Annotated in this window: 21 protein-coding genes and 3 pseudogenes; 11 read left to right on the top strand and 13 right to left on the bottom strand. The window is 54.8% G+C overall.

Annotated elements, in window-relative coordinates; all coding sequences use genetic code 11:
* Positions 1-103: 103 nt before the first annotated feature.
* From ACIQYF_RS21925 to ACIQYF_RS21935, 3 genes and pseudogenes are all read left to right on the top strand, one after another.
* Positions 104-535: pseudogene (locus tag ACIQYF_RS21925) on the top strand (MFS transporter); the annotation flags it as partial.
* 175 nt (positions 536-710) lie between these two features.
* The gene (locus ACIQYF_RS21930) at positions 711-1,928 is read left to right on the top strand and encodes an OprD family porin (RefSeq protein WP_402866085.1); all 1,218 of its coding nucleotides are present in this window, start codon (positions 711-713) and stop codon (positions 1,926-1,928) included.
* A 358-nt stretch (positions 1,929-2,286) separates the two neighbouring features.
* Positions 2,287-2,403: pseudogene (locus ACIQYF_RS21935) on the top strand (IS5/IS1182 family transposase); the annotation flags it as partial.
* A gap of 7 nt (positions 2,404-2,410) precedes the next feature.
* On the opposite strand, the gene ACIQYF_RS21940 reads toward ACIQYF_RS21935, so the two are convergent.
* From ACIQYF_RS21940 to ACIQYF_RS21960, 5 genes and pseudogenes are all read right to left on the bottom strand, one after another.
* A complete protein-coding gene (locus ACIQYF_RS21940; RefSeq protein WP_402866001.1) occupies positions 2,411-3,526 on the bottom strand; it encodes a Rieske 2Fe-2S domain-containing protein in 1,116 nt (371 codons plus the stop codon).
* A gap of 398 nt (positions 3,527-3,924) precedes the next feature.
* Entirely contained in the window at positions 3,925-6,336 is a 2,412-nt protein-coding gene (locus ACIQYF_RS21945) for a glucose/quinate/shikimate family membrane-bound PQQ-dependent dehydrogenase (protein WP_402866003.1), read from the bottom strand.
* 273 nt (positions 6,337-6,609) lie between these two features.
* Positions 6,610-7,654: pseudogene (gene glyA / locus ACIQYF_RS21950) on the bottom strand (serine hydroxymethyltransferase).
* A gap of 40 nt (positions 7,655-7,694) precedes the next feature.
* Positions 7,695-8,873, bottom strand: a complete 1,179-nt coding sequence (locus tag ACIQYF_RS21955) for a M20 aminoacylase family protein (RefSeq protein ID WP_402866005.1) — start codon at positions 8,871-8,873, stop codon at positions 7,695-7,697.
* Positions 8,874-8,876: 3 nt separating this feature from the next.
* Positions 8,877-10,196: an MFS transporter gene (locus ACIQYF_RS21960; protein ID WP_402866007.1), complete on the bottom strand. Its 1,320-nt coding sequence runs from the start codon at positions 10,194-10,196 to the stop codon at positions 8,877-8,879.
* Positions 10,197-10,582: 386 nt separating this feature from the next.
* On the opposite strand from ACIQYF_RS21960, the gene ACIQYF_RS21965 reads away from it, so the two are divergent.
* On the top strand, positions 10,583-11,722 hold the full coding sequence (locus ACIQYF_RS21965; protein ID WP_402866009.1) for a porin: 1,140 nt from the start codon (positions 10,583-10,585) through the stop codon (positions 11,720-11,722).
* On the opposite strand, the gene ACIQYF_RS21970 is transcribed toward ACIQYF_RS21965, so the two are convergent.
* Together ACIQYF_RS21970 and ACIQYF_RS21975 are read right to left on the bottom strand one after the other, a co-directional pair.
* Complete coding sequence (locus tag ACIQYF_RS21970) at positions 11,719-12,642, bottom strand: LysR family transcriptional regulator (protein WP_402866011.1); 924 nt, start codon at positions 12,640-12,642, stop codon at positions 11,719-11,721. The genes ACIQYF_RS21965 and ACIQYF_RS21970 overlap by 4 nt on opposite strands.
* A 280-nt stretch (positions 12,643-12,922) precedes the next feature.
* Entirely contained in the window at positions 12,923-13,387 is a 465-nt protein-coding gene (locus tag ACIQYF_RS21975; RefSeq protein ID WP_402866013.1) for a DUF3429 domain-containing protein, read from the bottom strand.
* A 264-nt stretch (positions 13,388-13,651) separates the two neighbouring features.
* On the opposite strand from ACIQYF_RS21975, the gene ACIQYF_RS21980 reads away from it, so the two are divergent.
* Positions 13,652-14,116 carry a thiol-disulfide oxidoreductase DCC family protein gene (locus ACIQYF_RS21980; RefSeq protein ID WP_402866087.1) on the top strand — a complete coding sequence of 155 codons (465 nt, stop codon included), beginning with the start codon at positions 13,652-13,654 and terminating at the stop codon, positions 14,114-14,116.
* Positions 14,117-14,136: 20 nt separating this feature from the next.
* Here ACIQYF_RS21980 and ACIQYF_RS21985 read toward each other — a convergent pair whose 3' ends face one another.
* The 3 genes from ACIQYF_RS21985 to ACIQYF_RS21995 all read right to left on the bottom strand — a co-directional run bounded on the left by ACIQYF_RS21985 (position 14,137) and on the right by ACIQYF_RS21995 (position 15,936).
* Complete coding sequence (locus ACIQYF_RS21985) at positions 14,137-14,388, bottom strand: hypothetical protein (RefSeq protein ID WP_402866014.1); 252 nt, start codon at positions 14,386-14,388, stop codon at positions 14,137-14,139.
* 67 nt (positions 14,389-14,455) lie between these two features.
* Entirely contained in the window at positions 14,456-15,085 is a 630-nt protein-coding gene (locus ACIQYF_RS21990; RefSeq protein WP_402866015.1) for a dTMP kinase, read from the bottom strand.
* 77 nt (positions 15,086-15,162) lie between these two features.
* A complete protein-coding gene (locus tag ACIQYF_RS21995) occupies positions 15,163-15,936 on the bottom strand; it encodes an ABC transporter ATP-binding protein (RefSeq protein ID WP_402866017.1) in 774 nt (257 codons plus the stop codon).
* Positions 15,937-16,455: 519 nt separating this feature from the next.
* Here ACIQYF_RS21995 and ACIQYF_RS22000 point away from each other — a divergent pair.
* Positions 16,456-17,325: an oxaloacetate decarboxylase gene (locus ACIQYF_RS22000; protein ID WP_402866019.1), complete on the top strand. Its 870-nt coding sequence runs from the start codon at positions 16,456-16,458 to the stop codon at positions 17,323-17,325.
* A gap of 85 nt (positions 17,326-17,410) precedes the next feature.
* Here ACIQYF_RS22000 and ACIQYF_RS22005 read toward each other — a convergent pair whose 3' ends face one another.
* On the bottom strand, positions 17,411-17,689 hold the full coding sequence (locus ACIQYF_RS22005) for an SDR family oxidoreductase (protein WP_402866089.1): 279 nt from the start codon (positions 17,687-17,689) through the stop codon (positions 17,411-17,413).
* 326 nt (positions 17,690-18,015) lie between these two features.
* Here ACIQYF_RS22005 and ACIQYF_RS22010 point away from each other — a divergent pair, with 326 nt between their 5' ends.
* Genes ACIQYF_RS22010 through ACIQYF_RS22030 form a run of 5 tightly spaced genes read left to right on the top strand, consistent with a single transcriptional unit; the run spans position 18,016 to position 22,227 of the window.
* On the top strand, positions 18,016-19,038 hold the full coding sequence (locus tag ACIQYF_RS22010) for a zinc-binding dehydrogenase (protein WP_402866021.1): 1,023 nt from the start codon (positions 18,016-18,018) through the stop codon (positions 19,036-19,038).
* Between the two features lie 36 nt (positions 19,039-19,074).
* Entirely contained in the window at positions 19,075-19,749 is a 675-nt protein-coding gene (locus tag ACIQYF_RS22015) for a dihydrofolate reductase family protein (RefSeq protein WP_402866023.1), read from the top strand.
* Positions 19,749-20,411 (top strand): HAD family hydrolase, encoded by a 663-nt coding sequence (locus ACIQYF_RS22020; RefSeq protein ID WP_402866025.1) that lies wholly within the window; start codon positions 19,749-19,751, stop codon positions 20,409-20,411. The genes ACIQYF_RS22015 and ACIQYF_RS22020 overlap by 1 nt, the downstream gene beginning before the upstream one ends.
* Positions 20,408-21,010, top strand: coding sequence for a DUF1349 domain-containing protein (locus ACIQYF_RS22025; RefSeq protein ID WP_402866027.1), 603 nt, complete (start codon positions 20,408-20,410; stop codon positions 21,008-21,010). The genes ACIQYF_RS22020 and ACIQYF_RS22025 overlap by 4 nt, the downstream gene beginning before the upstream one ends.
* 20 nt (positions 21,011-21,030) lie before the next feature.
* Positions 21,031-22,227 carry an MFS transporter gene (locus ACIQYF_RS22030; protein ID WP_402866029.1) on the top strand — a complete coding sequence of 399 codons (1,197 nt, stop codon included), beginning with the start codon at positions 21,031-21,033 and terminating at the stop codon, positions 22,225-22,227.
* A gap of 435 nt (positions 22,228-22,662) precedes the next feature.
* On the opposite strand, the gene ACIQYF_RS22035 is transcribed toward ACIQYF_RS22030, so the two are convergent.
* Together ACIQYF_RS22035 and ACIQYF_RS22040 are read right to left on the bottom strand one after the other, a co-directional pair.
* Positions 22,663-23,874: an amino acid deaminase gene (locus ACIQYF_RS22035; protein ID WP_402866031.1), complete on the bottom strand. Its 1,212-nt coding sequence runs from the start codon at positions 23,872-23,874 to the stop codon at positions 22,663-22,665.
* Between the two features lie 15 nt (positions 23,875-23,889).
* Positions 23,890-24,279 carry a RidA family protein gene (locus ACIQYF_RS22040; protein ID WP_402866033.1) on the bottom strand — a complete coding sequence of 130 codons (390 nt, stop codon included), beginning with the start codon at positions 24,277-24,279 and terminating at the stop codon, positions 23,890-23,892.
* Positions 24,280-24,287: the final 8 nt, after the last annotated feature.

A 24,287-nucleotide genomic window follows, 5' to 3' on the forward strand; every position in this document is an offset into this window, starting at 1 on the left:
GACAAAGACCGCAGCGGCCATCATCAGCTCGGTACATATGGCAAAGCTGAGTGTGATGAAGAATAAGCTAATGAACTAACCGCTCGAGACACTAGGTTCGCTATTTTGCGCCTATGCCATCACCAGATATGGGTCTCGCATTCCGTTGTTGATCTGTGCGTCCTTGGCCGCCCTGAGCGCTTTCGCGATGTTGGGCCTCGATATTAGTAATAACGCGGGTTTAGCCATTGCTGGCTTTGGGATCAACGGTTTCTTTGTTAATGCCGTACAGACTTCGCTCTATGGCTTGTGCGCTTATGTCTATCCGACAGAAGTTCGTGCAACTGGTATGGCTACAGCCCTGGCGTTCGGTAGGCTGGGGGGGATTTTGAGTGCTTTCATTGGAGCGGCCGTGATCACTTATGGGGGGATCTCTGGCTTCCTCGTAATGCTCGGCGCCGGCATGGCCGCCTCTGCCTTCGCGTTGTTGCTCGTACGCAGTCACCTGCCTAGCAAGAAACGATCCGGTCGCTTTGCCACTGCCAATGCGCATTAGAGAATCGTAGTGGCGCCATTTTTAAAACTAATACCCAGAGGGCGACCATTGTAGGTCCTCTCCGAAGACTAGAGGTGGGCCGAAGACTGACTCACCACTATTTTGAATGAAAACCATCTGTTTCATGGGAATAAAAATAATGAATCCCGCATACATTCACGCCCGTAAAAAGCTGATGCTGGTCATGATCATAATTTGCGCACCATTGTTCTCCTCTCTTGCTGCGGCCGATTTTATAAATGACAGTAAGGCCCGAATTGAAATGCGTAACTTCTATCTCAACCGCGATTTCCGTGAGGACAATGCACCGCAAGCTATGGCCGCTGAATGGGCCCAGAGTTTCACGGCACGGATAGAATCTGGCTATACCGATGGTACGTTCGGCCTTGGCCTCGATGCTCTAGGGAAATGGGGGATCAAGCTCGACTCCAGCCCTGACCAGCGAGGAACCGGCCTACTTCCATATGGTCCCGATAGCCACGAACCGGTAGACGAGTTCAGCACCCTAGGCTTGAACGGAAAATTGCGCGTATCCAAGAGCGTACTAAAAATCGGGACCCTACAACCGTTGTTACCAGTGGCTACCTATAACGACAACCGTATGCTGGCATCCACTTTCCAAGGAGGATTGCTTACCAGCCAGGAAATCAGCGGCCTGACGGTCAATACTGGACGTCTGACCAAAACCAATCTGCGCGACTCGTCGAGCAATGACGACATCGGTTACGGCATCGCCAGCAGCGACCACTTCGATTTTGCCGGTGGCAGCTTCGCCTTCAACCAGCAACTCAACCTAAGCTACTACTACGGTAAGCTCGATCAGATCTATCGCCAGCATTTCGTCGGTCTGGTACACACCCAGCCGTTGGGCAATGGCTTCAGCCTGCGCAGCGACCTGCGCTACTTCGACAGCCGCGGCGACGGCGCCGAACGCGCCGGGCGCATTGACAATCGCAACTTCAACAGCATGTTCACCTTGGCCCTGGGCGCACACAAAGTCAGCGCCACCTGGCAGCAGTTATCCGGGGCCAGCGCTTTCCCGTTTCTCAACGGTGGCGATCCCTACGTGGTCAACCTGGTGACCTACAACACTTACACCCGAACCGACGAGGACTCCTGGCAACTGCGCTACGACTATGACTTCGCCGCCCAAGACATTCCCGGCCTAACCTTTATGACCCGTTACACCGACGGCCGTCACGTCAAGACCGCCAGCGTCGATAACGGCACAGAGCGCGAACGCGACACTGATATCGCGTATGTCATCCAGAGCGGCGTATTAAAGGACGTCAGCATACGCTGGCGAAACGTGACGTTTCGCTCAGGCAATGGCTTGAGCACCGCTGTCGATGAGAACCGAATCATCCTCGGTTACACCTTGGCACTATGGTGATCCCTATCTGGCGCCACCGTTTATTCCAGAAGATCATCATCTGGGCGAGATCGCCGAAAAAACTCGTTCACGCTTAAAGTTAGACGGCGCCAGGTCGACGACGGGCAGCAACATCAGCGACGGGCAGCTTCTTTCGATTACTTGGTTAACCCTTCGGGATAACACGGGTTGCTCATGGCACCTCCTAATGGGCCTCAGTTTAAGGCAAAGAGGCGTCTACGAAACCCGGGGCGATTCACTGGAAGGGCTTGATTACCTTGATCAAACCGTACTATCCGAAGGGCGACGGCGGTCGTACGGCTTACCCGCTGATGGCGATGTTACGAAAACACGAGTTGGCCGGCGGAATTTTACAGGTCATCAACTTCGGGTCATCAAGCGTCAGTTTAGTTACACGAAAGTGCGTTTTCGCGGCTTGATGAAAAACACCGCGCAACAGGTCACGCTGTTTGCGCTTTCGCCTAAATGGCCTTAGCGCACAATCATTCGTATTCACGGGTGAAATCCACCAACGCAATAGGCTCAATCGCCCAAGCGCGAACATGACGACGTTCAGGACACGGTACCGCGCAAGCCTTTCGTCCCGTGAACGTTCGCGCAAGACGCTCTTCATCGATACGCCAGCCGCGCTGTTCAAGTACTTGTACACTTTTGCGAAAGGCGATCTGCAGGGCATCAGACTTTAGTGAAACCTCTTGCTGAAATGAGTCCGGTACACGCTCGGGACGTACCTTTTTTAGCACGGCATGATCTTGTTCAAAAATACGGAGGTTGCTGGCAATGAACTTGCGATCAAGCAGCCGCGAACGCAAAAACGTTCTGCCCATCATCCACCAGGTTCGTGTGCGGTTAGCGTCAATCGGGACATGCGCCGAGACGATGTAGATCCGCCAGCCGTTCGGTAACTGGAGCTCCAGCGTTGTACAGGGGCCGGACAAATGAAAACCCGGAACCGTGACCACGCTGACAAACTCACTTGATGACTTGCGCCTCAGCAGACCTTTGCGTACCGGCCTGCGCATGAGCATTTGTGCACGACCGCTCCACGTATCGCTTTCGACATCGAATGAATCAATCTCGGGATGATCCGGATCACCGAAGGTTGAACCATGTACAAAAGATGCGTGCGCGAAATCGAGGCCATTTTCGATAATTCGATCCCAACTGGCCTCCCAATCGAAATGCCCGGCAACTGTGCGGATCGCAGGATCGTCGACCCAGTCGAGCGTGGGTAAAGGGGGACGTTGCGCTTCGGGGAGGTCACCCAAAAAAGCCCAGATCCAACCGTATCGTTCCAACGTTGGGTACGCATCGACCCGGGCCTTCGCCGGAATACGCAGATCTGGCTGCGCGGGAATGAGCGTACAGATTCCGTCAGCCCCAAACCGCCAGCCGTGATAGGGGCACTGCACGCTGTTACCCACCTTATTACCGGCCGATAACGAACCGCCACGATGCACGCAAACATCCGATAGCAGGTGAGCGACACCCACGCCATCACGGAACGCTACGAAAGGTAGTCCAAGTAATCGGACTGGCTTCAGTCCGTCAGTCAACTGTGACGATGGGAGAACGACATACCAGAGGTTAGTGAGCATGGGGTGTGCGTCCTGTCAGGTTGTAGGCATGACTATAAAGACTCCATGTTGACTGCGTGAAGCGTTAAGTCGTTTCGTACCGGCCCCAGGAAAGAGGCTCATCACTTCAGCAATTGGATCTGCCGGCAATACTCAATGACTATTCTAGGGCAGAAGCCCCAAAGCGCAGCGTCGATTGGGCCTGACTAGTCGAGCTACATTGGCAAGCAAGTGTTCGCATTGTGGGATCAAGTTTTCGCGCACCATCGAGCTGTCTTTCGCCTAACTCAACTTCTGCATACGGGACAGAGCAATGAAGATTATCGTGACGCCAAAAAAAAGACCCCCAAGTAGCCAGTTGTAGTCCACACAACTGGCCGCTCAGAGGTCTCTAGTTTTTATCAGCGATTGGGCCTACATCATTTCCCTTTAGAATCGGGCAGCGCGTAAGCGATCAACGAGTCGCCCATCTTCGTACCGAACGAGCCATGGCCGCCGGCCATGATCACAACGTACTGTTTACCGTTCGACTCATAAGTCATCGGTGTCGCCTGACCACCAGCGGGCAAACGGGCCTGCCAAAGCAGATCGCCATTGGTGACGTCATAGGCGCGCAGGTAGTTGTCCTGAGTGCCCGCGATAAACATGAGGTTGCCTGCAGTCGAAATCGGGCCGCCCAACATAGGCACGCCAATCTTCATCGGCGGCAACTGGATACCCTTAAGGCTGTCCCGCGCCGTACCTATACGCTTACGCCACACGACCTCGTGGGTTTTCAGATCCACACCGGCAACGTAACCCCATGCCGGCGCTTTGCAGGGCAGACCCAGCGGCGAGAGAAATGCATTGATCTCAACGCCATATGGCACGCCATACTGAGGTTGAATGCCCATTTCAGTGCCAGAACCGGTCGCACCTTCTTCAGGCCACAGCGGGTTATTGGGCCCACGCGGAACCAGTTTGGATACGAAAGGCAGCGCCATCGGATTCATTAGCGCTATCTGGCGATCAGAGTTGACGGAAATACCGCCCCATTCAAATACACCGAGATTACCTGGGAAAACCAGCGTGCCATTTTCTGAAGGAGGCGTGTACTGGCCGTTATAGTTGAGCCGCTCGAAGATCACTCGACACATCAACTGGTCAAACATTGTGGCGCCCCACATGTTCTTGTCGGTCAATGTCTGGATCGGGGTAAGGTTCAGTGCGGAACGGGGCTGTGTCGGACTGACCCAGTCACCAGGAGCTGCTTCACCCTCAGGCACTGGCATTTCAGTGACAGGAACGATCGGCTTGCCGTCACGACGATCGAAAACGAACATGTTGCCCGCTTTAGTAGGCACATACACCGCAGGAACGGTGTCACCCGCCGCAGTTTTCACATCCGCCAAGGTCGGTTGCGACGGAACGTCCATATCCCACAGATCATGATGGGTAGTCTGGAAGCTCCACGCCAATTTACCTGTTGAAGCATTCAACGCCACAATCGCACTGGCATAACGCTCCATCACAGGCGTACGGTTACCACCCCAGATGTCAGGAGTAGGGTTGCCGGTCGGGATGTAGACCATATCGATCTTGGCATCGTACGCCAGTGGAGGCCAAGCGTTAGGCGAGTTGTTGACCAGTGTCTGGCCAGGGCCAGGAATTGCGTTTGGATCCTCTGCGCCCGTATCGAACACCCATTTCAAAGCGCCGGTGTTGACGTCGTAACCGCGAATGGCGCCAGAAGGCTCATGTACGGAAAAGTTATCGGTGGTAGAGCCAGCGATCACAACAGTTGTGCCAGTCACCACGGGTGGAGACGTCGGCATCAAAGCGCCCGGATAGGTATAGGGCTGCATTTTTTTGAGGTCCAGCTCGCCATTTTCCGCGAAGTCTGAACAGCGCTCGCCATTGTCGGCATTGATTGCGAACAGACGACCATCGTTGACCGGCAGCAGCACTTTACGAGGGCAACTGGTTTGGACCGGAGCAACGTCTTTCAAGCTGGTCGCAAATTCCTGCGTGTTGGCCTGGTCGTAATACGCAACACCACGGCAAGTTAGATGCTGAAACGAAGGGTCGGATACGAGTTGCGGATCGAATCTCCACTTTTCCTTGCCGGTCGCTGGATCAAGCGCCACCAGTATTTGGTGGGTAGTGCAGATATACATGTTGTCGCCGATCTTGATCGGCGTCACTTCGTTAGTGGTTTCACCCGAGTCATTATCAGTTTTGAACTCACCGGTGTGGAAAGTCCACGCGACCTGGAGATCTTTCACATTACTGTCGTTGATCTGGCTAAGTGGCGAATAACGGGTTCCTGCCTGGCTTCTGCCATAGGCAGGCCAGTCGCCTGGGGCAATGCCGTCAACCGGTTGGGCTTGCGCAGGTTGGGCCGAAGTCAGACTGCCGTTGATCTCCTGAGGGTCGTTGAAGATCGAGTAGACCAAAACAGCGATCGCGAAAGCCAGGGTGGCTGACAAAAACACTTTGCTGGCTTTCAAACGCGCATCAATGCCACGCGTCACTGCCGGAATCAGCAGCCAGATGCCCAGGACGCCGAGAATATCGAAGCGAGGCACTAATGCCCAGAAATCCGAGCCGGTCTCCCATAGCCCCCATAGAACGGTCGCCAGCATCAGCAATCCGTAAAGCCAGATCGCCGCTGCGGATCGTCGCCAAAGCAAGACCGCACACATGAGCAGCCCAATGCCGGCGATGATGTAATACAAAGAACCACCCAATGATGCCAGCCATATTCCGCCTATTAATAAAACAAGCGAAAAAATGGCCGTTATCACTGCGGTGAAAATTCTTAATCCTGAACCTTGCGCTTGCGCACTCACAATTTTTTCCTCAAAAACCTAATACAGTTAGTTCCTTCTCAATATTACCCAAATCAAAAATATGTGAATATTCGACCATTGGCGCCTAGTAAGCGTTTGCCCAGGGCTTATCCCACTCAATGCTGGTCTTGGCTGCCGCTCTTTTGTTCTTTATTTGCGTCAACCATTGGGTAAACCGACAGTCATCCTGAACATAGGGACTTACCATCATTCGAGATGGACGTGCTTATCGGTTTACCCGCTGCGCCCAAGGTTTGCAGCCTCAGGTGATCCTCAATCGCAAGTAGACGGGTAAACCGGGAACCGTCGGCACAACTGAGCGGCCTGCCGAGCGACCTGCGCTTGGACGTCGGCATCCCCCAAGTGATCAAGCACATCGCAGATCCAACCGGCGAGCGCCCGGCACTCCTCCCCCGTAAAGCCTCGCGTGGTCACCGCCGCCGTGCCTATGCGCAGCCCGGAAGTCACGAACGGCGACTGGGGATCATTCGGCACAGCGTTTTTGTTAACCGTGATGCCGCAGCGTTCCAGCGCAGCGTCGGCCTCCTTTCCGGTAATGCCTTGGCGAATCAGGCTGAGCAGAAACAGGTGGTTGTCGGTGCCTCCGGAGACGACGTCATAACCCCGCTCGATAAAGGTTTGCGCCATGACTTGGGCGTTCTCGATGACACTTGCCTGGTAGGTCTTGAAGGTCGGTAGCGCCGCTTCCTTGAAGCACACGGCCTTAGCGGCGATAACTTGCATCAACGGCCCGCCCTGACTACCGGGGAACACTGCCGAGTCGAGTTTTTTCTCAAGTTCAGGATTGCTTCTGGCCAGGATCAGCCCTCCGCGTGGGCCGCGCAGCGTTTTGTGCGTGGTGCTGGTCACGACATCAGCGTAAGGCAACGGATTCGGGTACAACCCTGCCGCCACCAGCCCCGCCACGTGCGCCATATCAACCATCAGCAACGCCCCGACTTATACCGAGCAACGTGTCGCCCGGCTTCAACAGTGCAAGGTAAACGGCACTGTTGGCCGACGAGCCTGAGTGTGGCTGGACGTTGGCGTAATCCGCACCGAACAGCTGTTTAGCCCGATCAATCGCCAGTTGTTCGATGACATCTACGTGGGCGCAACCACCGTAGTAGCGTTTTCCTGGATAGCCTTCGGCGTACTTATTGGTCAACAAGGTGCCTTGCGCCTGCATCACCTGTGGGCTGGCATAGTTCTCCGAAGCAATCAGCTCAATGTGTCGCTCCTGACGTCGGGACTCGTCGGTAATAGCGGCGGCCAATGTTGGATCGAAATCAGCGAGGGATAAGCTTTTCTGGAACATGAATTTTCCTTGAACAATGTTTTGAGGCTGATCAGGGTGGTCAGGCGAGAAAATCTTCCACCAGTTTTTCCCAGCAATCGGCGCCCAGTCGGATCAGCTCATCATTGAAGTCGTAGTGCGGGTTGTGCACGGAGCAACCGTGAAACTCGCCTTCACCATTACCCAGCAAGAAATAGCACCCCGGCACTTCTGTGAGCATCCAGGCGAAGTCCTCGGTGCCCATGACCTTCGGGCCGTGGCTTTGCAAGTGGCCTGGTTCAAAGAGTGGTGCAAGGCTTTCGCGCACTCGTTGTGTTTCGGTCACGTCATTGATTAGGGCGGGGGCCAGCGGGGTAATTTCCAGGTCAATGTTCACGCCGAATGATTGCTCGTGACCGCGGACGATCTGTTCGAGTCGCTGATTGATCTTTTGCTGAGTCTGCGGGGTGTCGGTACGCACACTGATCAGCATGCTGGCCTCATTAGGAATGATGTTGTAGACACTCCCGGCCTGCAGCATGCCGATGCTGATGACCGCGTATTCTTCCGGGCCGAGGTTGCGCGACTTGATGGTCTGGATCGCATTGATCAGGCTGGCCACCACGGGGAGTGGATCAACCGACTTCTCTGGCATAGCACCATGCCCACCTTGGCCGGTGATAAGCAGCGACACACGCTCGGAGGACGCCATGGTGGGTCCCGCCTGAACCACCGCCGTGCCCAAGGGGTAACCGGGCATGTTATGCAGCGCAAAAATCGCATCGCACGGAAAACGCTGAAACAGGCCGTCGTCGATCATGGCCTTGGCCCCACACAAGCCCTCCTCGTCGGGTTGGAAAATCAGGTTAAGGGTGCCGTTGAATTCGCCGTGAGTGGCCAGACGGTAAGCGGCCGCGAGCAGGATTGCGGTGTGCCCGTCATGCCCGCAGGCATGCATGCGATCGGCAATCTGGCTGGCATGCGCAAAGGTGTTTTTTTCTTGCATGGGCAGCGCGTCCATGTCGGCGCGCAGACCGATACGGCGTGTGCCCTCGCCTCTTTTCAGGACGCCGACCAGGCCATGTCCGCCGATACCGCGATGCACCTGATAGCCCCATTGCGTCAGTTTGGCGGCGATCAGTTCAGCGGTGTTCGGGGTTTCGCCACCCAGTTCAGGCGCTGCATGGATTTGCCGGCGCAAAGCGATGAAGCTTTGCAGTTCGGTGTCGCTCAACGCTGATGAGTTGTGTTGGTTGCGCATGGGTCAGTCTCGTCCAATGTTTTCAGGGAACAGTTTCAAGCAGCACAGGCTGATCACCCCGCCGACAAGCAGGTAGAACGCCGGGGCCGTGGGTGTGTCGAGCGCCGAGGTAAGCCATGTGGCGATCAACGGCGAGAAGCCGCCGAACAGGGTGACGCCGAAGCTGTAACTCACCGAGGTGCCGAGCGCTCGGTACTGCTTGGCAAAGCCTTCCATGATCATCGCGAAAAAAGCCCCGGAGCCCACACACCCGGGCAGTACCAGAAGCACGACGATCAGCATCGCGATGTACAAGTCAGTGGTATGCGACAACAGCCATAGCGCGGGCCATGCTGCGATAACCGGTAAAGTAATCGTCCAGACCAGCAGTTTTTTGCGCAGGCCGTGGCGGTCGGCGTAGCGCCCTGCTATCGGCGTGAGGATCGCCAGGCACGCGGCTGAAGCACAGGCAATCGCCAAGGCGCTGCGCTGCGGATAATGCAGTGCACTGACCAGATACGCCGGCATGTAGAAAATGAACAGGTACATGCCGATGGTTGCGCTCGCCATCAGTCCGGTGGCGAGTACGGTATTGCGCAGATCAATGACATCGCGCCAGCGGGTTTTATGCACGGTGGATGGTGAAGAGCTGATGACGGGCGCCTCAAGGGTTTCCGGCAGGCAGCGGCGGATGTACCAGCCGACAGGACCAATCAGCAAACCGATGACAAAAGGGATACGCCAACCCCACGCTTCCAGGTCCGGCGTGGTCATGACACTGCTCAGGAGAAGACCGATTCCAGCCCCTACCAGCGCCGCGTAACCCTGGCTTGCAGCCTGCCAGCTGACATTGCGGCAACGATTTTTCTTCGCCGACGATTCCATCATCAACACCGAGGCGGTGCCGACTTCTCCACCGGCAGAAAAACCTTGAGTCAGCCGGCCGATAACCAGCAGAACAGTGCCCAATACCCCTGCTTGCTGATAAGTGGGGGCGAATGCGATGAGCGCCGTACCCAGTGTCATCAGTGCAATGGTCAGCGTAAGCGCGGCCTTGCGCCCTTTCCTGTCAGCGAAGCGTCCAATGACCATCGCCCCGACCGGACGCATCAAAAAGCCCACCCCGAACGCCGTCAACGACATAAGCAATGAAGCTATCGGAGACTGGGACGGGAAAAAGTTCTTGGCGATGATCACGGCAAAAAAGCTGTAGATCGTGAAGTCATACATCTCCAGGGCATTGCCCAGGGCGCACGCTACGGTGGCTTTTCTGGAGTGGGTGGTGGCCGGACTGGAACGCAGCGTTCCGTTGGCCAGGGAAGTGTCCGAATGCAGGGTCGTCATGGCACGCTCCGATTTCTTATTGGCGTTATGCGAGACCAACTATCGGGGAACTCCGAAGACGAATCACTTGCGCTTTTTGCAGGCAATTAACCAATTGTTAACTTGATTGCGTCACGTCCATTGAATACGCCCTACAACGGTGCTGCGCGAGGACTTGAAGGGGGGTATCGCACCAATGGCTTCCATTTTTCAGACTCATGCAGCCGGCAAAGCGATGTAATCGTGCTTTTTTGAGACCTTTCCAAACGCCTGCTGGCCTCAATGAAGCGATCACTCCTTAGCAAATTAACCAATAGGCATACCCATGCAAAATTGACCATTTCCGTCGGTTTTTATTTTCGTGGAGGCTGCGACTCGTCAGCCATCACATCTATGGAGCGTCTTAAATGGTTACGTCCGCCGCGCGCACTTCTTCATTGACCGCTTTGCTGTTGGGGCTCGGGTTACCGACGTGTAGCCAGGCGGAGGGATTTCCTACCATCGCTCGATTAGCGCAAGGATTTGGCTATTACAACGTCGATAAAGGCTACACCGACAAGCTCAATGTCTACGGCACGCTCGATGCGTTTGTGAATTACCAGGACTCGGGGCATTACTCTGGAACCAAACTCGCGGGCGGCGGCGCCTGGACCAACAAGCTCGGACTTTACATGCGCAAGGCGCTCAACTCGGACACGGTGCTGGAGTTCGATGTCGAGGAAGGCTTCAACCTCAATGGCCAAGCGCTGGACGAGCACTGGAAGCAGGTCGGCACGCTACGCCTGGCAGTGGCGGCGCTGCGTTCGCGGGAGTACGGCAAGTTGGAGTTCGGTAAAACCTATGGCATGGGTACGCCGACGTTTGCTGATCCGTTCCTGGCCACCTACGGTTCGCCCTATACCTACCTGACCAGCCCGCCGGCCGGTCGCGGTGCCTATTATCTGGATATGCGCCCCAAGCACACCCTCGCCTACACCACGCCCAAATTCGCCGGTTTCAGCGTGGCCACTGCCGTAAGCCTGGGCCTGAACGATACCGCCAGCTCCGGCAAGACCGTGCGCGGCAAAGGCATGAGTGTTCAGTACAGCAATGCGCGGTGGATCTTGCTGGGCTCATTCAATGATTACTTGAGTGATCCGTGGGACGACGGCGACCGTCAGCGGCAGACCCACAACTACTTCAAAAGCGCTTCGGCGTTTTATGACTTCGGGCCGCTGTATGGCAATGTCACCTGGCAACGCCAGGACGTCGACTACCACGCGACACCGAGCATGAGCGCATGGACATTAGGCCTTTCCGCCCCCGTCGGCAAAGCCGATGTGGCGCGCATGGCATTGGTCAAGCGCCACATCGAATTCGGTGACAAGGATGCGATCGGGATCATGCTCGGCTACGACCACTTCCTGAAGAAAAACTGGGCTATATACGGTCGGGTCGCCATGATCAATAACCGTCCGGAATCCGCCATCAGCTATGCGGGAATCCCCCTCGATCAAACGGGTGACGACCCCAGTAACCTGGCAGTCGGTATGTATTACCACTTCTAGTAAGTCGGCCCTGCCGATGACTCAGCAGCCAGCTTGGATTTGAGACCGTAAAACAGATCTCTGGCCGGCGACGTCAGCGAATGGCGGTCAACGCACACGAGATAAATCGGGTATTCGGGAATGACCTCTTCGACTTCGACGAGGACCAGTTCGGGTACCCGTCCCGGCGGTAGTGCGTTGCCCAGCGCGAGAGTGCTCAGCGTCATGAACGCGTCGGCATTTTCCACCAGGCGCAAGGCCAAGAACAGCGAGGCGCACTCGATCACCTTCTGCGGCGGGTGAATATCGTTGACCTCAAACATTTGGTAGAACTGTGAAGATCGATCGTCGACCTCGTCCAGACTGATCCAGTTGGCGTACTGTAATTGCCGCAACGAGGGCGAATGCCGCAACGGGTTGTTCGGACTGCACACCACTGTGCCCTTTATCCGGTGCAGGGTTTCCCAATCGAGATTTAGACGTTGAGTGTTTTGTTGAGACGTCAGGGCAAAGTCCAGACTCCCGTCGCGCAAACGCTGGACGATATGGCTGGGGCGTTGCTCGATGAGTTTGATCCGCACCCGTGGATTTTTCGCCTGGTAGTCACTGATGCACTTCTCAAAACCCGGCAGCATGGCTGTCAGTGACGTGACTCCGACAGCCACCTCCCCCACGGCCATGTCACGGATATTATCGGCCTCGATCCGCAGACGCCGCATGCTCTCAACCGCCATGTGCGCATGACGGATGATCCGCCGGCCTTCATCAGTCAACGACATGCCTTTATAGGAACGCTGCAGCAGAGTCAGCCCTAACTCGCGCTCCAGGTCCTTGATTGAACGGCTCAATGCAGGTTGGGTGACATGCAGCATCTGCGAGGCTTCATTGATGCTGCCGCACTGGTTGATGGCTACCAAGGCTCTGATTTGATGAAATTTCACAGTGTCCGACTCGGTTTTTTATTTGGCGCCAACCATAAAGCAAGATACCGGCCAGCCACCACTTGTTGATTCAAGCTGTCGACTCGATCACGCAGCAAGTATCGCTACAAAATTCCACTCATGTGCGGGAAATCCAACTTCCCACGTCCGAAAGAAGAGCATTGCCACCTACCTCCGGGGCGCGCATAACGTGAGAGCTAGCTGCGGGACAAACCACACGGGTCAATTCTGAGCCTGTCAGGTTCTACCCGATTTCCAACCCTATCGAGCACACGAGGCTTCATGAATGGAGCGCTTCAACTATCGCGACAAACATCAAGCAGACGCTAGCCACGACGGTAAGCCGTAATCGCATCGGCAGGTACCAGGCGGGCAAGCTCATCACCCGCAAAAGCTGCCTGTCTTCCCGAAGATGGGCAACCAAGCCGATAACCAACAGCAAGCAACCCAATGGCATTGGCAGTAACGTGGCAATCCAAGCAATGAGCGCAGGAATGACACTCCAGATAAACCGGTGGCTGCCCTGCTCGACGCTCATGCCTTGCACCGTCATGGCGAAGCCCCAGTGCAAGGCGCCGACGAAGCTCAGGATGACTGCACCATAGTTAACAAGCGCAAGCGCAAACAACGGCCGATAGTCGAGAGAGAACGGAATCAGCAGCGCCAGAAAAATAAACGGCAAAAGACCGCCATAACCCAGCAGGCTGACGTGCTTTGGTAAAGAGGTTGAAGGCAACACGTTCATGGGTACTCCTTGCAGTGAGCGACATCCAAGACTGTAGGCCCAAAAGCCCCGATTGGGCGAGATTTTGATGGCGAGGTGGATTACATAGCGTCGCCCTGAGCTGTTGCGAACGTATCGCCCTGGGTTCTATAGGCACCTTGCAATACGGACAATACTTCTACAAAACGGGGCGTGCGGTTCCATCACTACGTCACCGCATAGTGCCCATTGTCAGTTCGTTTCTTTCAGCCTATCGTGTCTAAAACTTATACAAGAGCATTGCAGATGCACAAGAAACTGAATTGGCCGCTGACGCTTTACTTTGACGGTGAATGCCCTCTGTGTGCGCGCGAAATAAAGTTCCTGCAAGAACGCGCTGCAAAGGATCGACTGCTTTTTGTAGACATCAGCAGCGGTACATTCGATGCCAAGGCACTCGGGTTGACGTCTGAGCGCATGCAGTCTTTGCTGCACGCCCGTTTCGCTGATGGGCGCTGGGTAACAGGCCTGGATGCCACCCTGTGGAGCTGGCGAGCCGCCGGCTTGGGTTTTTGGGCAGCACCACTAACGTGGAATGTATTGCGCCCGCTTTTCGAATTCGGTTATCGCCTTTTTTGTCGCTTACGGCCCCATTTGGCGTGGTTACCTCACCCAGATAGTGGCCGTCGCTGCATCGATAATCGTTGCGAGGTGCCAGCGTCCAAACCCGCATCGGACAAACTGCCCACGTTGAAAAAAAAGCAGACCTAGAAAACCCATGATGTTTACGGCTATACCTCATCTACGTCGAGGTTCTTTTTAAATCCGCGAAGGTTCATTGCGAAAAGGCAAACCTGCAGGACGATGAGAGCATAGGCCTCTGCGTACACCCCCCACGTCACCCACAATATGTTGCTCAGGCTAAAGCATACAAATCCTGTCATCCGCCTTGCTGGTCGTTGAGACCCGATCAGCCAGGCCGCAAGCACCGTCACCAACATGGCAGGCCACTGAACCCAATCTAGATAAGCCAAGCTTTTCATCCCTTTCGACAATGGTGATTTACGCAGCGCCCATGGGGACAGCTGACTGTTGACACCATGATGGCGTTCAGCTCGTAAAGTCCTGCATATTCAGAACTCTGTATATCTGCGACACAATCTGCATCACTGCCTCTTCGATCGGCCCTTCATTAAGGCACATAACCCAGCCGTGATCGGCAATTGCCTGCTCGAACGCCTGGGTACAAGCGATCTGCTCTTCCAACTTATGGATCACCGTACTGCTCAGCCCGCGTTTTCGTGCAGCGGCTCTTGCCCATGAAGTGTCAGGGTTTGTGACAACCCCGACATGCAGGTCTGGTACTTGCACGTTTCGATCAATGTTTAATTGAAGAATCTCTGCAAAGGGGACTATGCGGCGAAACGCGGCATCGGATGGGTACCAGCGATCGATCAAGATGATGCTGTCTGATGGCTGTTGAGTCAGTACGTGTTGCGAAATCCAGGCGCGACTGTCAGCAAGGCGCTCACAAACTTCCCACTCCAAATCCCGGCCAGGATTTCTGACAAGTTTGTTAACAAGGGCCATTGTTGCACTTCTATAAGGATCACTTTTTTTCTCGCACAGTCGAATCACCTTTTGGTTGTCTGCCCTCAGTGATTTCGTCACGGCCTCCAACAGTGTGGTTTTGCCGGTGCCTTTGGGCCCATCTAGAGAAACAAACAGCGGACGATTCATTTTTCCCTTAACGATTGATATGCGTTTTTGGGGCGACTAAATAAGGTCCCCACACATTGCAGCGCTACGCCCTGCCGTTATCCATGCCAGCAGCGATACCAGCCATTGTTCTCTGACACCTGCAGTTGAGTTTGATAAAGAGCCGACAGGTTCTCGCTGGTAAGGATGTCGCGCTTTGGGCCATCGGCAATCAACTGGCCTTGGTTGATAAGAATCACGCGATCAATCTCTGGGATGATTTCGTCAATGTGGTGGGTCGTTATGATCATGGCGCGGCCATCACCACAGAAGCTGCGCATAAGCGACAATAGTCCCAGGCTCGCCCCCATGTCGAGACCGCTGGTGGGCTCATCGAGGATCAACGCCTGCGGGTGATGAACCAGTGCGCGTGCCAGCAGCAATCGACGTTTCTGACCGGTAGATAGACGCTGAAACATACGCTGCTCGTCGATATCGATGCTCAATTCTTTCATCAGGCTGCGCGCCAAGGTGATTTGCTCTTCGTTTGGCTGTAGATGCGCGTGGGCGCCCATGGAACCGAAAAAGCCGGAAAGTACGACATCCAGTGCAGAGGTATACGGCGTGTAGTCTTCCTGCATGTCCTGGGAAACGAAGCCGATCTTGCTGCGCAAGGCCCAAAGATTCACGGTTTCATCGCCGAATAGCTTCAGGTAGCTACCCTCTCGCTCAACCGGGTAAATCTCACGATTGATGAGCTTTAATAGCGTGCTCTTGCCTGCACCATTGGGCCCGAGAATCGCCACGCGTTCGTTATAGCCAATTTTCAGCGAGACTCGGTCGAACACCTGCGTCTGTTGTTGAAAAGCTGAGACTTGGTTCAGATCAATCATTGATATGCCTTGGTTAACGGTGGGCCACGTGGTGATTATTATTTTTAACGAGCGAGACTCTACGACGCATTTTCACGTTATGAAACCGTTTAGCAACACAGGCGCCAACGCACGTCACATTAAAATCTGAATCCGCTCAGCCCACGTACTGAAATAGGATCGTTCAGTTTGCCAACCAACTGTGCGCAGGCCACAGCGAACGTGAGGCGACTGAAGAAACGCCCTGTACGCTTGCGCCCTATCCTGATGACCACCGCCGCGCTAATCCTTAGGCATTGGTCTAAGCGCTTGAGCCCTGTCGTTGGGTAGCACAAGAATAACGGAAACGTTTCAGCCTTAACGGGTGCTGGCATTGAATTAAATTTTCTTCATCCAACCTCCTCAATTGCGTTGCTCTATGCGCATCCTGCATAGCCCATTCTGAAACGTCATAACCGTCTATTTTTCTGCGTGGTAGTCTCGCTGGACTATGAACAGGCATAGATCGTATTTCGATGATGGCCAGAACCAGGAAAGATCATGCCCAAAAAGTCCCACTCAGCTCTGCGTAATGAATTTCGTCAATTGCTCGCCACGCCTGCGTGCGTTGAAACCGCTTCCGTTTTTGACCCGATGTCTGCACGTATTGCCGCAGATCTGGGCTTCGAGGTCGGTATCCTCGGTGGCTCAGTCGCCTCGCTGCAAGTTCTGGCAGCACCCGATTTTGCCCTTATCACCCTGAGTGAGTTTGTCGAGCAGGCCACCCGTATCGGCCGTGTCGCTCAACTGCCTTTCATCGCCGACGCCGACCACGGCTATGGCAATGCCCTTAACGTGATGCGCACCGTCGAAGAACTCGAGCGCGCAGGCGTAGCCGCACTGACGATAGAAGATACCCTTCTGCCCGCGCAGTTTGCCCGTAAATCCACAGATCTGATTTCTGTCGAAGAAGGCATCGGCAAGGTCAAGGCCGCCCTTGAAGCACGTGTCGACCCCCTGCTCTCGATCATCGCGCGCACCAACGCGGGTGTATTGCCGGTTGAAGCGGTGATTGAACGGACACAGGCTTACGAAAAAGCCGGCGCCGACGGGATCTGCATTGTAGGCATCAGCGATTTCGACCACCTTGAAAAAATCTCTGAAAAGCTCACCGTGCCACTGATGCTGGTGACCTACGGCAATCCGAAACTCAATGACAGCCAGCGTCTGGCCAGTTTGGGCGTACGTATTGTAGTTGCCGGGCATGCCGCCTACTTTGCGGCGATCAAGGCCACCTACGACAGCCTCCGCGCTCAGCGTCACCTGACAAACAGCACCAGCAACCTCAGTGCTACAGAGCTGACTCACACCTACACGCAACCAGAAGACTACGTGGCCTGGGCCAAAGAGTTCATGGACGTCAAAGAGTGATCCTGAGCGGATTGAATAATACGGCCGTTACCTCACCACGCTGATACACCTGTGGTTGGTTAACGACCGGCTCTATAGCGTTGCCTCAAACAATGTCATCCAGTACACCGCCGTCTACCCTGAGTGCTGCCTCTGTCGTGGCTGACGCTTGAGGGGAACATACATAAACGACCATGTTGGCGACTTTGTCCACGGTTGCCGCTCGCTGAATGATCGAGCTGGGCCGATGCTGTGTAACAAAATCAGTCGCTACTGACTCGAGGGTTTTACCCGTGCGCTCAACCTCGGCTTTGAGCATGTTTGCCAGAATATCGACGCCTCCTACATCCTTTGCCAACGCCGAAACGCCGTCAGCCGAACTCAAGTCAGCCGCATTGCACCCCGCTACCCAGTAAAGACCATCAGACTTCAGCGCGTAGATTTTCAATTAAAAGGCGTCAAAATTTGACGTTCCTAAGCGTGAGCGATGTCGTCAAAAAGTCAGAATAATCGTTAGAGCTCATATGAAAACATGAACATCAACCCCTAAACTCATCTACAACTCACAAATAAAAACCCACTGAAACAATAACCGGAAACATAACGCATCATCGTGAATTTATCTGCAACTATTTATCAGCTGAAACAACCAAACTAGTCACTCCATAATCCCCACCTTCTTAGCGCTACAGTGGGAGCCACAGAAAGTCCATGAATGCGATTAGCTTAATCAGCAAACAGAAACTTGGCCTGATAGAACACGACTACATGGGTGCATTTACTGAGCACTCTGTCGAAATTGATATTGTACTATCAGGTATTTGCGGCACAGACTTGGCTGTGTTGTCGGGCCGCGAAGAGGGCCAAATTGGCATCATTCGCGGTCACGAAGCAGTCGGGGTCATTGTCAAAATAGGAGCGGCGGTAAATAACCTGCGCGTCGGTATGCGGGTCGTGATTGATCCTAATGAGTATTGCGGGTCGTGCAAACCTTGCCGCTCAGCCCAGACACATCTATGCCAGGGTGGGATGCACTTCACTCTAGATATAGCCGGCGTTAACAAACACGGTACTTTCGCTCAGCGATTTATCACTCGCGAATGCTTTGTACATGCACTCCCAGACAGTATGAGTTGGGAAACAGGCGTATTGATTGAACCCGTGGCCTGTATTTTGAACACTATCGACCGCGCGTCCATAAACGCTGGTGAACGTGTGCTACTGCTGGGGTCCGGCCCAATGAGTCTGGTCGCTCAATTACTTTTACGGGCCATGGGCGTGACTACCCTGGCCACCGATTTAAACAGCAATCGAATCAACTTCGGCCGCTCACTTGGCTTGGACATCGTTCATTCTGACGAACTTGAGTCAAGGTTGCAGACTCAAGACCCCGTTGATGCAGTCATAGACACCGTTGGCAATCAACTCGACACAGCGGCTCGCGCTATTCGCCGGGGCGGGCGGATTGTGCTCTTCGGCTTTAATGGCAACTACCTTTACCCGCTGCCTGTAAAACACTTTCTCGTCAACGCCATCAGCATCATTGCCGCGGGGGAATATAATCAGCACTTTCCTCGTGCGCTGGACTTGGCACTTAGCCTCCCCGACCTTGGAAAACTGGTCACTCACCGGTATGCCCTGGACGCATTTTCACACGCATTCGACAGTTTATTAAATAACCCTGCATCCCCCGCTATAAAAAGCGTTTTCGCGCCCAACCCCAAGTACTTATAAGTTCCAACCTCGAGCTAACAATAAAAAGGAATCATTGTGAAAGTCACTGTATTTAGCCAGATATCGATTGATGGCAAATTAACCCTGGGCAATGGCGGTTCCAGTAAAGGACTGTTCCAGCGCTTCAACGATGAAGACATGCGTTTTATCCATAAATTTCGTGGTGAGGTAGACGCCATCATGGTCGGGCGCAATACCATTGTTACTGACGACCCACAACTGACCAATCGCTATGAGGCCGAACGCAACCCTATTCGCATTATTCCAACCACCTCACTGGACTTCCCTGTTTCGGCCAAAGTCCTGAGTTCTCCAGAACACACCATTATTGCTACCACTGAATCAGCCCGCGATCACCACATGGTCGACCAGATCCGAGCCCAAGGAAAAGAGGTCGTGTTTGTCGGTGCCGACAAAGTGGACTTCCAATTGCTCTTCCCTCTACTGGAAGCGCGCGGAATAAACCACATCATGGTTGAGGGCGGTGGCCAGTTAAATTGGCAAGTATTCAATCTTGATCTGGTGGATGAAATCATTCTTATGCAACTACCCATTATTATCGGCGGATCAGATACCACCACACTCACTGATGGCGAAGGCTATCAGGACATTGCACTGACCAAGTCTTTCAAATTGCATACCTTTGAAGAGCGCTCCAATTACAACCTGTTGCATTTCACACGTGAACTTGAGCTTCAGAGGGCGCACTGATGCAGCGTTTTCAAGCGGTTATTTTCGATATGGACGGGGTTCTGGTCGACAGTGAACCTTTCTATATGGAACAGGAACTGATTTCTTATGCGCGCTATGGCATTGCCCTTGAAAAATCAGCCTTGTCTCGCTTTGTGGGCACGACCCAGGGCTCCATGTGGAGCACCATCAAAGATGAGTTCAGGCTCACCGAGCCACTGGAGTTTCTAGTGGCGCAGCATCATCGGCAATTAATTCAAGCCATGGGCAGTGATCCGCTGGCGAGCATGCCGGGAGCGCAAACGTTGCTTGCAGCATTAAATGCCGCAGGAACAGCCTGTGCCGTAGGGTCATCCTCTAGCGGTGAACTGGTTGAAGTCATTTTGCGCGACACTCAATTACGCCCCTATTTTCAGCACGTTGTTTGCGGCTCGGATGTCAAACAAGGCAAGCCTGCGCCCGATATTTTCCTGCTGACCGCCGAACGACTGGGCGTAAATCCCGATTTATGTCTGGTCATAGAGGACTCAAGCCATGGCGTGGCCGCTGCAAAAGCTGCCGGTATGTTTTGCATCGGCCTGTTAAACCCAAACTCAGGGGAGCAGAATCTGAGCGCAGCCGATAGGTGCGTTCATAGCCATGATGAAATCCGGCATTGGTTCATGGAGCACAAGCACCTATGAGGGCATTTAATACATCGGCATTGAGTTGGATTAATGCCCCTGAACACTCATCCATCACCGACAGCGAAATTGTCATTCATACTTCACCGGACACCGACTTCTGGCGAGGAACTTATTACGGTCTTGAATACAACAACGCCCCTGGCATTGTACTCACCAGTGATGAGCAATTCTGGACACTCAAAGCCAAGGTGGCTTTTCATTCAGATGCCTATTTCGATCAGTGTGGGCTCTTCATCTATCAAGATGAAAATAACTGGCTGAAAAGTGGAATCGAATATCAAAGCAATGGCTATCAGCAGCTTTTTTCGGTCGTGACCAATAACGGCTTTTCTGATTGGTCCATGACCAACCTCGATCGGGTGACGCAAACCATGTATTACCGATTGAGCCGTAGAGGCAGTGACTTTTTGCTTGAGAACTCTGCTGACGGCCTGCATTTCTCCATGATGCGCATGTTCCATTTGTTTCATGCACAACACAGCGTTCGCTTCGGCTTCTTTGCCAGTAGCCCTGGAGACTCTTCCTTTGCCGCGCACTTCTCTGAGATCGAATGGACGCAATGCCTTTGGAAAGAGCACAACAGCCCGCGTTTTTAATCTCCAGAGTCTCGCAAGCCATGATGATTTCACCCACTCAGAACCGCCATGCGCTTTATGCGTGTTATGCCGCCATGATGTGCCTGGCCATGGCTCTCAACTTTCTACCGGTATACCTGACCACCTTCAGCCACACCTTTGGTGCCGGCTCAGTGCTCACCACCGAGCAGTTGGGCCGAATCCCGGCCATCATGTTTCTCAGTTTTATCATTGCCATTTTGCTCACGGGGCCGTTGGCAGACCGCTTCAACGCCAGGCTAATCGCAGTGTTTGGGCTGGTGACCACAACGCTGGGGTTGGCAGCAGTCGCGGCTGCACCGTCCTATGCGTTGCTGCTGTTCGCTGTCGCCCTCATGGGGTTTGGCGCGGGGGTGCTGGACATGATTCTCAGCCCCCTTGTAGCGGCCCTGCAGCCAAACCGTCGCAGTGCGGCTATGAACTGGCTGCACGCGTTTTTCTGCGCAGGAGCGGTCGGAGCGGTGTTGATCGCCAGCCTGGCGCTGAAATGGAATGTCTCGTGGCGAATGGTGGCACTGATCCTCATGCTTGCACCGCTGGCGACCTTGCTGGTGTTTGTGCGGCTACCGCTGCCGCCCTTGATACAGGAACACGTGCAGCGTGAATCCCTGCCAAAGCTCATCAAACAACCCTATTTCATCGCCTGTCTGATCGCCATCTTCCTGGGCGGTGCGACGGAAATGGGACTTTCTCAATGGCTACCGACTTATGCCGAACAAACACTCGGCTATTCGAAAGAATTCGCCGGGCTTGCCTTGGCCGGTTTTTCCATCGGCATGGCGCTCGGGCGCATTGGCGCGGCGATGCTGCATGAGCGGATACCGGCGATCCCCCTGATGCTCGGGTGCTGCGCCGTTACCGCGGCGCTGTTTATCGTCATAAGCGTTGCCACGAGCCCTGCACTTGCGATTGCCGCGGCAATGGCTGCCGGTTTCAGCGGCAGTTGTCTGTGGCCAACCATGCTCGCCATCACGGCGGATGCCTACCCTCAGGGCGGAGCCACCATGTTTGGGGTGCTGACAGCGTTCGGCAATGCAGGGTGCAGTCTGATCCCATGGCTGGTGGGGATCATTTCAGAATACTCAGACCTGCGCATGGGGCTGTTGGCAGTCACGCTGTGTCCAGCAGGCATGCTGGTACTGCTGGTGTGGATGTCACGCTCACCACGACATACCAGACGCGTGTCAGGTCCGGATTGACTTAGCAGTCGCCGTCACCACCAGCAGCGCAATCGCCACCACCGCCAAGGCGATTGGCAAGATTCGTCGGCAACACCTGCGCAATGCCACGGTACTATTGCCCAGCGATCTATCGCTGCCACTGGAAGTGCGCGAGTACATGACGGGAGATAACGCCACCATCATTTGGGGTGGGCAGGACTGAATCTTGGCCTGACGTGCCAAGGTCAGCTCTCACCCATCAATGCGCACGAATTCGTAGCAGTTGCCGAGCCTGCAAGGCTGCGTCTGCTAGGTGCGGCACCCTGACGCAGCAGTCGTAACATCAAGCACTGCGGTGTTGCAGTGAAACCCTGCACTCAGGGTTTACGATCGCTTCGCAATCGGATGTAGCCTTGCAGGCTCGGCACTGCTACGAAATCGCTTGGCTGCCCGCAATAGAATCTCGCACAGGAATTAAAACTCTATTTCTACCGGCTCAAGCACGTAAAACTGCTCGTCAACCAGGCAACCGCTGCGCCATTTGTCGAAGGTCAGGCATGGGTGCGAGGTACCAAAGCTGATGATGTCGCCAATGTGCAGCTGTACGCCCGGCGCGAGAGTCATGAAGGCGTGCTGGTCCATCACGGCCGTCACCCTACACTCACTGATGTCATCGCTCGCAGCAGGTACGATACCTTCGCGGTAGCGGATTAACGGCATCGGCAACCCGGCATCGTAGGCAACATCACGTTTGCCCAGGGCGATGACCGCCAACCCTGGCTCTGGCAACGATTGCACATGCGCCCAGACTTCCAGCGCCGGGCGCAAGCCTTCTTGCAGGTCGGTACGACGGTCCAGCACGCAGCATTGCGCGTCTTTGTAGATGCCATGATCGTGGACCACGTAGCTGCCAGGACGCAGCACGCTGAGGAAACGCCCGTTGGCCGCTTCTGCGGCAAACGCTTCGGCGATCAGGTCGTACCAGGCTGAACCGGAGGCGGTGATGATGGGTTTGTCTAACGCAAACGCGCCGTCCTGTTGCAGTTGCAAGGCCAGACCTACCAACGATGCAGCAAAACCCCGAATCCCGCTGACGGCCTGCTCGCCGTGTATCACCCCTTCGTAGCCTTCAATGCCGGTCAGGGCCAAGGCCGGTTGTGCCTTGATTGCGGCCGCCAGTGCCAGCACTTCTTGCTCGCTGCGACAGCCACAGCGCCCACCCACTACCCCATACTCGATCATCACGTTGAGACGCTGACCGCGTTCGGCGAAAAACTCGCCCAGCGCAGCGACGTTGTCCGTGTGATCCACCAGGCAGTAAAACTCGAACACCGGGTCGGTTTGCAACTCGGCAATCAGCGCCATGTTGGGGCGCCCCACCAATTGGTTGGCCATGAGCACTCGACGCACGCCACCCGCATAGGCCGCACGGGTTTGCACCGCGTTGGCCAGGGTCAAGCCCCAGGCGCCCTGCTCCAACTGACGGCGAAACAAGGCCGGGGCCATGCTGGTTTTGCCGTGTGGAGCCAACACCGCGCCGCTGCGGGTGGCGAAGTCCTGCATCCAGCGAATATTGTGCTCAAGCGCAGCACGGTGAATCACCAGCGCAGGCAAACTGACGTCGCGCAGCAGGTTATCGCCAGGGTTGGCAACCCCCTTGGGCACCTGTGCTTTGATCAATGGCATTGGCAGACCTCGTGCTCAGGTTTTGGCTTTGTAGGCGATACAGTCGATTTCGACTTTGCAGTCGACCATCATCATGGCCTGCACACAGGCGCGAGCCGGGGCATGCTCGCTTTTGAAGTACGAGGCGAAGACCTTGTTGAAGCTCCAGAAGTCACGCGGGTCTTGCAGCCAGACACCGGCGCGCACGACGTCTTCCAGGCCATAACCCGCTTCTTCGAGGATGGCGATCAGGTTTTGCATGGTTTTGTGGGTTTGCTCCACAATCCCGCCGTTGATGATTTCACCGTTCTCCATGGCCACCTGCCCCGACACGTGCAACCAGCCATCGGCCTCAACAGCACGGGCGAATGGCAAGGGTTGACCGCCAGCGCCCACAGCGCCGGTTCCGAAACGTTTGATGCTCATCGTATTGA

Origin of the sequence: Pseudomonas sp. NPDC096917 (assembly GCF_044762555.1) — a bacterium.
GTDB lineage: Bacteria > Pseudomonadota > Gammaproteobacteria > Pseudomonadales > Pseudomonadaceae > Aquipseudomonas.